At 52.4% G+C, this 9,905-nt stretch carries 8 protein-coding genes; 2 read left to right on the top strand and 6 right to left on the bottom strand.

The genetic code is table 11. The features are described from left to right. Positions 1-331 precede the first annotated feature (331 nt). Positions 332-1,045, bottom strand: coding sequence for a response regulator (locus tag J1782_RS03835; RefSeq protein ID WP_152324858.1), 714 nt, complete (start codon positions 1,043-1,045; stop codon positions 332-334). Beyond that, entirely contained in the window at positions 1,038-2,690 is a 1,653-nt protein-coding gene (locus J1782_RS03830) for a sensor histidine kinase (protein ID WP_217152464.1), read from the bottom strand. Before J1782_RS03830 ends, J1782_RS03835 begins: the two co-directional genes overlap by 8 nt. A gap of 319 nt (positions 2,691-3,009) precedes the next feature. On the opposite strand from J1782_RS03830, the gene J1782_RS03825 reads away from it, so the two are divergent. Continuing rightward, the gene (locus tag J1782_RS03825) at positions 3,010-4,365 is read left to right on the top strand and encodes a 2-hydroxycarboxylate transporter family protein (RefSeq protein ID WP_217152463.1); all 1,356 of its coding nucleotides are present in this window, start codon (positions 3,010-3,012) and stop codon (positions 4,363-4,365) included. Between the two features lie 191 nt (positions 4,366-4,556). Further along, positions 4,557-5,117 (top strand): NlpC/P60 family protein, encoded by a 561-nt coding sequence (locus J1782_RS03820; RefSeq protein WP_217152462.1) that lies wholly within the window; start codon positions 4,557-4,559, stop codon positions 5,115-5,117. A 51-nt stretch (positions 5,118-5,168) separates the two neighbouring features. Here the strand turns inward: J1782_RS03820 and mgrA are convergent, their stop codons facing one another. From mgrA to nrdI, 4 genes are all read right to left on the bottom strand, one after another. Next, positions 5,169-6,209, bottom strand: coding sequence for an L-glyceraldehyde 3-phosphate reductase (gene mgrA / locus J1782_RS03815; RefSeq protein ID WP_217152461.1), 1,041 nt, complete (start codon positions 6,207-6,209; stop codon positions 5,169-5,171). Positions 6,210-6,349: 140 nt separating this feature from the next. Next, positions 6,350-7,333 (bottom strand): class 1b ribonucleoside-diphosphate reductase subunit beta, encoded by a 984-nt coding sequence (gene nrdF / locus J1782_RS03810; RefSeq protein ID WP_120508967.1) that lies wholly within the window; start codon positions 7,331-7,333, stop codon positions 6,350-6,352. Between the two features lie 20 nt (positions 7,334-7,353). After that, positions 7,354-9,516: a class 1b ribonucleoside-diphosphate reductase subunit alpha gene (gene nrdE, locus J1782_RS03805; RefSeq protein WP_217152460.1), complete on the bottom strand. Its 2,163-nt coding sequence runs from the start codon at positions 9,514-9,516 to the stop codon at positions 7,354-7,356. Next, positions 9,498-9,902 (bottom strand): class Ib ribonucleoside-diphosphate reductase assembly flavoprotein NrdI, encoded by a 405-nt coding sequence (gene nrdI / locus J1782_RS03800; protein WP_152324864.1) that lies wholly within the window; start codon positions 9,900-9,902, stop codon positions 9,498-9,500. The genes nrdE and nrdI overlap by 19 nt, the downstream gene beginning before the upstream one ends. Positions 9,903-9,905: the final 3 nt, after the last annotated feature.

Genomic DNA, 9,905 nt, shown 5'->3' with positions numbered 1-9,905 from the left:
TGGTGTCTTTCTATTGATATGTTGCGTGAATTTTGCTTAATATATACTTAATTAATTGAGTTTTAATGATTTATTGCCTTCTTGTTTTGTGGGGTTTTTAGTGGTTTAAATAGCGTGATTCAGGGGGGGTTAATGCAAATTCCATGGCGGGATTTGCAATGTGTAAATAGTGATTTCAGCTTGCACTGAAAGCCCTGAATTTACCGGTTGTCTGAAAGGTGAATATTTGTGGAAATAATCGCACTGTGCGGGGTGAAATGTGGGAATTTGGCCAGCGGAACCGCTGGCCGTGAAGGCGAAATTCAGAGGGGCAGAACGCCATAATTCGGGTTCAGGAGGCGGATTTTTCCTCAGTCACTATTTTCCGGTAAAGACGCCTCGGATGACCGATATTTCCGTACTGCATCTCGACGCCGATAAAGCCAATTTCCACACAATATTCCAGATACCGGCGGCCGGTGGTTTTGCTGATCCCAACCTCCTCAACCACCTGTTCCACTGACCAGCTGACGTCGGGTTTCGCGGTGAACACCCGCTGAACCAGTTCGAGCGTATTCGGCTCAATCCCTTTTGCAGAAGGGGCTGGCGGCGTGTCGCTGGCGGGGAGGTTAAACAGTTTGTCCAGCGCCCGCTGATCGACCACTTTCACATTGCGCAGGGTTTGCACCAGTTGCATGAAACGCTCGAGCGAGCTGCGCAGGCGGTGAAACGACACCGGCTTAATAATGTAGTCAAACGCGCCGCTGCGCATGGCGTGGCTGCACGTCTGCATATCGCTGGCCGCCGTAATGAAAATCACCGAGCAGTCGAAGCTTTTCAGCAGCGGGCTGTCGATCAGATCCACGCCCTGGCCGTCTGGCAGGTAATTATCCAGCAGCACCAGCCTCGGCTGATGCTGCCGCAATAACGAACGGGCCTGTTCCAGCGTGGCGGCAATCCCGACCACGCGCAGGTTAAAGTTTTGCTCGATAAAATCACGGTGCAGACCGGCCAGATGCGGCTCGTCTTCCACAATCACGACATCGAGTGCGCTGCTGTTATTCATGTTGCTGTCCTGTTGACCTCTCTGACGGATACGGGATAAACACTGAAAATATCGTACCCTGAGGCGCATTGTCTGAGATTTCGATGCTGCCGCCCGCCTGACGGACGTAACCGGCCACCAGATAAAGCCCGATGCCGTGTTCCGCGCCGGTCATCTCATCGCCGCCGGAAGGCTTCGAGGTGACGCCTTGTTCAAACAGATTCGGCTTCAGGGCGTCATCGACGCCGCCACCGCGATCGGCCACCTCAATCAGCAGCTCGCGGTTCCTGTCTGAAATATACAATTCTACCGGCGAAATCGGTGCGCCGGCTTTCAGCGTGGCGTCCACGGCGTTATCAAGCAGATTGCCGATCACCGACATCAGCTCGGTTTCGCCGATGACCGGCGGAATACGGATTAACTGGCAGGCCGGGTCAAACACCAGCTCCACGCCTTTCTCGCGCGCACTGACGAATTTTCCCAACAGCAGCCCGCAAAGGGCAGGCGACGTGAAGCGTGCCGACACGAAATCCAGCACCGCCTGCGCACCTTCTGACTGTGCCTGAATATAGTGCATCGCATCATCGTAACGCTGCATTTGCAGCAAACCGGCCAGCGTCGCCGTCCAGTTCAGCTGTTCATGGCGCATGATGCGCAGGCTATCGGCGTAGCGTTTCACCTGACTCAGCTGGCTGCTCAGCGTATTAATGTCATTTTTATCGCGGAAACTGAACACCCAGCCGCTTTCTTTGCCCGGCTCCAGCTCAATAGGCACGCGGTTCATGATTACCTGACGCTGGTTGAGCACCGTTATCTGATCATGGCGGCTGCTATTGTCCTGAAGACCGCTTTGCGTAAAGAACGCGGGCGGCGTATGGAGCACTTCTTCCAGCGGTTTGCCGATCAGCTCGTTTTCCGGCTGACGGATATCGAGTAATTCCCGGGCGGCGCGGTTAATGGAAATCAGCTGCTTCTCAGCATTAATCGCAAATACGCCTTCATACATCGCTTCCAGCAACGCTTTTTGCTGGCGAACCAGCAGCGCAATATCCTTGGGTTCAAGCCAGAACATCTGTTTTTTGACGTTGCGGGTAAACATCCACGAGAAAATAAACAGCAGTAATAAAAGAAGAAGACCGTATAAACCGGCCTGCGCCAGACGGTGACCGTTAATATTGTCGATGTAAGACGTGAGATAGCCGACCGACACAATGCCGATGACCTGATTATTTTCGTCGAGGATCGGCGCTTTGCTGCGTAATGAAACACCGATGCCGCCCTGACGCACCGATATAATGGTTTTCCCGGCCAGCACCTCCGCGTTATCGCCGCCAATCATCGGCAGATCTATTCTGTCCGGGGATTCCGAGTGATAAAGATGCCGCTCGCGGACGTCACCAATCACGATATAACTCGCATCACTCTTATCGCGTAACGGCTGGATAAGACGGGCAATTCCCGGCACATCGCGACGGGCGACTTTCTGCGCCAGCCCCGGTATCAGCGCGATTTCGCTGGCCTGAACTTTGGCGCGTTGCCCCAGGTCGTGATGCAGCTGGCGGTCAATAATATGAAATAAAATAGCGCCCAGCAGCGCCAGCAACAGGCAGGAAAATACCACCAGAGATAAAAAGAGCTTTACCTGAAAAGGTAATCTTAATTTCATACATTCCGCCAAAAGCCAGCCCTGACACACACATCGAATAAGCCTATCACGGCGAAAACGCTGCCGTAATCTGACATAAGCGAAGTTGTGAACGAAGAAGATAAATAGAATGTAATTCACACAGTGATTGCAAGGTTAATTGCGGGTTTTACTACTTATCTGATAATCCTTATAAATTTGGACGCATTAACTCCATAAACACCATAACAACCTTTATCCCTGCGGCCTTAATTTGAACAACCTCACATCCGCCTGACCGGCCATTTTCATATGCTCAGATCATCAATAAGAAAAGTATTACCAAGAAAGAGGCAATGCCATGAGCACAACCGACGATTCCTACATCGCTGTCAACAAAACAAAAGCTTCCGGCCTGTCTGCCAGACAAAAATGGTGGCGCATTCTGGATAACTACAAGATAGGGATTATTCCGCTGCCGTTTTTCCTGCTGGCGGGCGTGCTGATCCTGCTGGATTGCCTGAACGGCAAACTGCCCAGCGATATCGTTGTGATGGTCGCGACGCTGGCCTTCTTCGGCTTTGCCTGTGGCGAATTTGGAAAGCGGCTGCCGGTGGTCGGCAAACTCGGCGCGGCGGCGATTTGCGCCACCTTTATTCCGTCCGCGATGGTGCATTACGGCCTGCTGCCGGACGTTGTGGTCGATTCCACGGTCAAATTCTATAAATCCACCAACATTCTCTATCTCTACATCTGCTGCATTATTGTCGGCAGCATCATGAGCATGAATCGCCAGGTGCTGATCCAGGGCTTTATGCGGATCTTCGTGCCGATGCTGTGCGGGGAAGTGGTCGGGATGATCGCCGGAATGGCGATGGGTACCGCGTTAGGTTTACCACTGGTGCAAACCTTCTTCTTCCTGATCCTGCCTATCATGGCCGGTGGCGTGGGTGAAGGCGCGATCCCGCTGTCGATGGGCTACGCGACTATCCTGCATATGGAGCAGGGCGTGGCGCTGGGGCGTATTCTGCCGATCGTTATGCTCGGCGGCCTGACAGCGATTGTGCTGGCGGGCGTACTGAACCAGCTGGGGAAACGTTATCCGCATCTCACCGGCGAAGGTCAGCTGATGCCGTCGAAGAAAGGTGAACTCGGCAGCGGGACTGATGAATTCGAAGGAAATCCGGGCGTGAATGCGCTGGCCTGTGGCGCGCTGCTGGCGATCCTTCTGTACATGGTCGGGATGCTCGGACAGAAATGGATCGGCCTGCCCGCGCCGGTCGGTATGTTATTTGCGGCAGTGCTGGTGAAACTGGCGAACGGCGTGTCACCGACCATTCAGCACGGCTCGATGACGGTATATAAATTCTTCCGCACCGCGGTGACTTATCCGGTGCTGTTCGCGGTGGGCGTGGCGATTACGCCTTGGCAGGAACTGATCAACGCGTTTACCGTGCAAAATCTGCTGGTGATCGTGACCACCGTGCTGGCGCTGGTCGGCACCGGTTTTTACGTCGGGAAAAAAATCGGTATGCATCCCATTGATGTGGCGATTGTTTCCTGTTGCCAGAGCGGGCAGGGCGGCACCGGCGACGTGGCAATTCTGACGTCCGGCAACCGCATGACGCTGATGCCTTTCGCACAAATTGCCACCCGTATCGGCGGTGCGATCAACGTTTCCGTCGGGCTTTTCGTGCTGGCGAAGTTCTTCTCCTGAGTTCCTTCCGCCCCCTTTTTCCGTTAAAGGGGGCAAACCTGCAAAAATTAGAAAGTCTCATTTTGGACTCGTTTTGGGGTGGTTATTTTTTGCTCATCGGTTATTATTTGCGCACTCAACGAAGAGTCACCCGCCCCGTTCGCTGGTCTACAGGTAAGGATAAAATCTATTTTTGAAAAAAGAACGTTCGTATGTTTCGCATTAAAACCCTGGTTTATTTTTTATTATTGATAGTCTCTTCATTCTTTAGCATTAATTCCTTTGCCTTCGAATTGCCAAAGGAATTCGCGTCTCTCGGGAAAAAGAATTATTCCCATAAAGAAATTTTTAAATTACATAACGAAGCGCCTTTATCCGCAGATAATGGCAATCCTGATGAAATTAAAACGGCATTATTATCTCAGTATTCCCATTGGAAAGGCACTCAGTACCATCTGGGTGGCACGACCCACAAAGGCGTGGATTGCTCAGCGCTGATGCAGCATCTGTTCAATGACTCCCTGCATCATCCGTTGCCACGCACAACGTTTGAGCAAATTAAAAATGGCAAAAAGGTGAATAAAGATAACCTTCAGCCCGGTGATTTAGTCTTTTTCAAAACAACAGAGGCCGATCGCCATGTGGGTGTTTATATTGGCGATAATCAGTTTATTCATGCTTCTAAAATTGAAGGGGTGACGATATCGTCACTGGATAATCAGTATTGGGTCAACCATTATGAAACAGCGCGACGTCTGGAATTAATGAGTTAACACTTATAAATTAAAAAGGCGGATTAATACTCTCCGCCCTTTAATTACTGATTATTTATCTGACGATGTTTGCCACAAATTTAACTGACCGTCTGAGACATGCTGATCAATCGCCGCCAGCTCTTCGGTGGTGAAGCGCAGGTTTTCCAACGCCCTGACGTTTTCTTCCAGCTGTTCAGGACGGCTGGCACCAATCAGCACGGACGTCACGCGATCGTCTTTCAGTAACCAGCTCAACGCCATCTGCGCCATCGTCTGCCCGCGCCTTTGCGCCATTTCATTAAGCAACCGCAGACTGTTCAGATTCTCTTCTGACAGCATTTTTGCATTCAGCCCGCGCACTTTATTGCCTTCCACCTGCATGCGCGAACCGTCCGGGATCCCGTTAAGGTACTTACCGGTCAGCAGCCCCTGAGCCAGCGGCGTGAACGCGATGCAGCCCGCGCCGTTTTGTTTCAGCGTATCCAGCAGGCCGCTTTTATCCACCCAGCGGTTCAGCAGATTGTAAGACGGCTGGTGGATCAGCAGCGGCACTTTCAGCTCGCGCAGCAGTTCCGCCATTTTCTGCGTACGTTCCGGCGAATAAGACGAAATCCCGACATACAGCGCCCTGCCGCTTTGCACCGCATACGCCAGCGCAGCCGCGGTTTCTTCCATCGGCGTTTCTTCATCCACGCGGTGGGAATAGAAGATATCAACGTAATCCAGCCCCATGCGTTGCAGGCTTTGATCGAGACTCGCCAGCAGATATTTGCGCGAGCCACCGGAGCCGTACGGACCCGGCCACATGTCATAACCGGCTTTAGTCGATATGATCAGTTCATCGCGGTACGGGGCGAAATCCTGTTTCAGCAACCGGCCAAAATTTTCTTCGGCAGAACCCGGAGGTGGCCCGTAGTTATTCGCCAGATCAAAATGCGTGATGCCCAAATCGAAGGCTTTTTGCAGCAATGCTCGCTGGGACTCCAGCGGGCTGACATGGCCGAAGCTGTGCCATAAACCGAGAGAAAGTGCAGGGAGTTTTAAACCACTCTGACCGCAGCGGCGGAATTGCATGGTTTCATAGCGTGAAGTTGAGGGCTGATACAACATGATGTTTCCTTTTCTAATAGCGTAGGGTTTTGAAACACTGTTTCTATACTAACGCTGAGAAAAATAACGGCAACATCAGAAAGTGGGTTTTAGCTCCCTCCCCTGCGAAGGAGCACAAGCAGCCCTTCGCAGGGAGCTGTTTAGAAATCCCAGTCCTCGTCTTCAGTATTCACGGCTTTGCCGATCACATACGACGATCCGGATCCGGAGAAGAAGTCGTGGTTTTCGTCGGCGTTTGGCGATAACGCGGAAAGGATCGCCGGATTCACATCCGCCATGCTGGCCGGGAACAGCGCTTCGTAGCCCAGATTCATCAGCGCTTTGTTGGCGTTGTAATGCAGGAATTTTTTCACGTCTTCGCTCCAGCCCACGCCGTCGTACAGTTCTTCGGTGTAGCGGATCTCGTTGTCGTACAAATCCTGAATCAGATCAAACGCCTGCTCTTTGATCTGCCGCTGACGTTCTTCGCTTTCCAGCGCCAGCGCTTTCTGGAACTTATAGCCGATGTAATAACCGTGAACGGCCTCATCGCGGATGATCAGACGGATCAGATCCGCGGTATTCGTCAGCTTGGCACGGCTCGACCAGTACATCGGCAGATAGAAACCGGAGTAGAACAGGAACGATTCGAGGAACACGCTGGCGACTTTCTTCATCAGCGGATCTTCGCCGTCGTAATACGACAAAATGATCGCCGCTTTATTTTGCAGCGCGACGTTTTCTTCGCTCCAGCGGTAAGCCTCATCCACGTCCACGGTGGCGCACAGCGTCGAGAAAATCGAGCTGTAAGAACGCGCATGCACCGCTTCCATAAAGCAGATATTCGAGTAAACCGCTTCCTCGTGTGGCGTCACCGCGTCTTTCATCAGCGTCGGTGCGCCGGCCACGTTCTGCACGGTATCGAGCAGCGTCAGGCCGGTAAACACGCGGATGGTCAGCTGTTTCTCCTGCGCACTCAGCGTCGCCCACGACGGAATATCGTTCGACAACGGCACCTTTTCTGGCAGCCAGAAATTCGACGTCAGACGGTTCCAGACTTCGAGGTCTTTATCATCCTGAATTTTGTTCCAGTTGATGGCTTTGCTGACCGGCTGCGGTACTAACAATTGTTTTACTGCGCTCATTTTTAAGTCCTTTCAGTCAGTTACAGCGTGCAGGAAACGCAGCCCTGAACTTCGGTGCCTTCCAGCGCCATCTGGCGCAGACGAATGTAATAAATGGTTTTGATGCCTTTTCGCCAGGCGTAAATCTGCGCTTTGTTGATGTCTCGCGTGCTGGCGGTATCGCGGAAGAACAGCGTCAGCGACAGCCCCTGATCGACGTGCTGCGTCGCTTCGGCGTAGGTATCAATGATTTTTTCCGGACCGATTTCGTACGCATCCTGGTAGTAATCCAGATTGTCGTTGGTCATAAACGCTGCCGGATAATACACACGGCCAATTTTGCCCTCTTTGCGGATTTCCACGCGGGACACAATCGGGTGAATACTCGAGGTCGAATTATTGATGTAAGAAATCGAACCGGTGGGCGGCACCGCCTGTAAATTCTGGTTATACAGCCCGTGCTGCATCACAGAATCTTTCAGCGCTGCCCAGTCTGCGGTGGTCGGAATCGCGATTCCGGCGTCAGCAAACAGCTCACGCACGCGGTCAGTTTTCGGCTGCCATTTCGCGGCCAATGCCTCATCGACATATTTGTCGAAATAAGCGCCGCTGGCGTAAGTTGAATCTTTGAAACCTTTAAATGACTGCTGACGTTCGATAGCGATCTGGTTCGACGCGCGGATCGCATGGAAAGCCACAGTGCAGAAATAGATGTTGGTGAAATCCAGACCTTCTTCTGAACCGTAGTAAATACGTTCGCGGCAAAGATAGCCGTGCAAATTCATCTGCCCGAGGCCAATGGCGTGGGAATCCTGATTCCCCTGATCGATAGACGGCACCGAGCGGATGTGACTCATGTCCGACACCGCCGTCAGCGCGCGTACCGCCATTTCAACGGTATTGCCGAAGTCCGGGGAATCCATGGCTGAGGCAATATTCAGTGAGCCGAGATTACAGGAAATATCCTTGCCAATTTCCTGATAAGACAGGTCTTCGCCGTAGAGGGTCTGCGAATTCACCTGCAAAATCTCCGAACACAGGTTGCTCATATTGATGCGACCTTTGATCGGATTGGCGCGGTTTACCGTGTCTTCAAACATCATGTACGGATAGCCGGATTCAAACTGAATTTCCGCCAGCACCTGGAAGAATTCGCGCGCGTTGATTTTGCTTTTGTGAATGCGTTTGTCATTCACCATTTCGCGGTATTTCTCGCTGATGCTGATTTCGGACATCGGCACGCCATAGACCTTCTCGACGTGATAAGGCGAGAACAGGTACATATCTTCGTTGTTCTTCGCCAGTTCAAAGGTAATGTCCGGAATGACCACGCCGAGCGACAAGGTCTTAATTCGAATTTTTTCGTCGGCGTTTTCGCGTTTGGTATCGAGGAAACGCAGAATATCCGGGTGATGGGCGTTCAGATACACCGCGCCCGCGCCCTGACGGGCACCCAGCTGATTGGCATAAGAGAAGGCATCTTCCAGCATTTTCATGATCGGAATGACGCCGGATGACTGGTTTTCGATACGCTTAATTGGCGCGCCGACTTCACGGATGTTGGTCAGCATAAACGCCACGCCGCCGCCGCGTTTGGAAAGCTGCAACGCCGAGTTCACCGAGCGACCAATGGATTCCATGTTGTCTTCAATGCGCAACAGGAAGCAGGAAACCAGTTCGCCGCGCTGTTTTTTGCCGCAGTTGAGGAACGTCGGCGTAGCAGGCTGGAAGCGGCCGGAAATTATCTCATCGACAAAATGGCGGGCGAGCTGAATATCGCCGCGTGCCAGTGTCATCGCCACCATGCATACGCGGTCTTCGTAACGTTCCAGATAGCGTTTGCCGTCGAAGGTTTTCAGCGTGTAACTGGTGTAATACTTGAATGCGCCCAGAAAGGTCTGGAAGCGGAATTTTTTGGCGTAAGCCTGTTTGAATAACGCCTTAATGTCTTCAAAAGCATATTGATCCAGCACGGCGGCTTCGTAATAGCCCTCCTCAACCAGATAACGCAGTTTCTCCGCCAGATTATGGAAGAACACCGTGTTCTGGTTGACGTGCTGCAGGAAGTATTGGCGCGCGGCCAGGCGGTCTTTATCAAACTGGATCTGACCGTTCGCGTCGAACAGATTCAGCATCGCGTTGAGCGCGTGATAGTCCGGGCTGCGGGTGCCGGGGTCGGTGATTGCTAGTTCTGTCGCTGCCAAAATTCTGTTACTCCCTGTCTGACCTTTGCAACGTCTTCCGGCGTTCCCAGCAATTCAAAGCGGTACAGGTAAGGCACCTGACACTTCTGGGAAATAATGTCGCCGGCAATGCAATACGCTGCGCCGAAGTTGGTGTTCCCGGCGGCAATAACACCGCGGATGAGTGAACGGTTATGTTCATCGTTCAGAAAACGGATCACTTGTGCGGGCACCGCGCCTTTGGCCGATCCGCCGCCGTAGCTCGGCACCACCAAAATGTATGGTGAGTCAACGCGCAATTTTTCAGGCTGTCTGTCTGTCGGGATGCGGATCGCCGGCAATCCTGTTCTGCCGACGAAGCGATGGGTGTTTTCTGAACTGCTGGAAAAATAGACCAACGGATTCATCCG

The organism is Rahnella sp. BCC 1045 (assembly GCF_019049615.1).
Taxonomy (GTDB): Bacteria; Pseudomonadota; Gammaproteobacteria; order Enterobacterales; family Enterobacteriaceae; genus Rahnella; species Rahnella contaminans.
The sequence above is the reverse complement of the archived record's forward strand: the minus strand, read 5'-3'. Positions and strand labels throughout refer to the sequence as shown.